Origin of the sequence: Mesorhizobium sp. M7A.F.Ca.ET.027.03.2.1, assembly GCF_003999175.1 — a bacterium.
In the GTDB taxonomy this organism is placed as follows: domain Bacteria; phylum Pseudomonadota; class Alphaproteobacteria; order Rhizobiales; family Rhizobiaceae; genus Mesorhizobium.
This window is the reverse complement of the sequence record NZ_RZOM01001654.1, coordinates 1-774: the sequence shown is the minus strand read 5'-3', so window position 1 is coordinate 774 and position 774 is coordinate 1. Positions and strand designations below refer to the sequence as shown.

The following is a 774-nucleotide window of genomic DNA, read 5'->3' as shown; positions in this document are numbered from 1 at the left end:
GGCTGATGTAGCGCTGCTTGCGGTCGCCTTCGCCGAGGTTCCAGCGGGTTTCCAGCGCGTCGAGCGCGGCGTCGAGATCGGCCGGGGCCTCGGCCTTGACGGCGGCGCGCTCGGCCTCATGCGTCTTGCGGTCGGTGTTCTTGACGTCGGTGGCGTTGGCCAGCATCGACTTCGGCGTTTCCAGGCCGATCTTCTTCATCGCCTCGCGAAACAGCGCGCGGTCCTCGGCCTTGTCGATGGCGGTAGCATCGGCGCCGATCATCTCGACATTGTAGCGCTCGAGCACTCCCATGCGGCGCAGCGACAGAGCGGTGTTGAGCGCGGTCTGGCCGCCCATGGTCGGCAGCAGCGCGTCGGGCCGCTCCTTGGCGATGATCTTTGCGACCACTTCGGGCGTGATCGGCTCGATATAGGTGGCGTCGGCCAGTTCCGGGTCGGTCATGATGGTGGCCGGGTTGGAATTGACCAGGATGACCCGGAAGCCTTCCTCCTTCAGCGCCTTGCAGGCCTGCGTGCCGGAATAGTCGAACTCGCAGGCCTGGCCGATGACGATGGGGCCGGCCCCGATGATCAGGATCGACTTGATGTCAGTGCGTCTTGGCATGTCAAAGGTCCGTTCGGCGGGCGGCTTGCACAAAAAACCGGGACGGGAAGACCCGGCCGGTTGTGCTCGCGATTCTGGTATCAGGCTAGGAGGGCCTTATAGGGAAGAGTTTTGACTGATGTAACCCCGAAAATGCGAGGTAGGGGAGTAGGGGAGTAGGGGAGTAGGGG

Annotated in this window: 1 pseudogene; it reads right to left on the bottom strand. The window is 64.0% G+C overall.

Annotation, left to right across the window (positions count from 1 at the left end):
* Positions 1-604 (bottom strand): annotated as a pseudogene (locus EN750_RS37115) (carbamoyl phosphate synthase large subunit); the annotation flags it as partial.
* Positions 605-774: the final 170 nt, after the last annotated feature.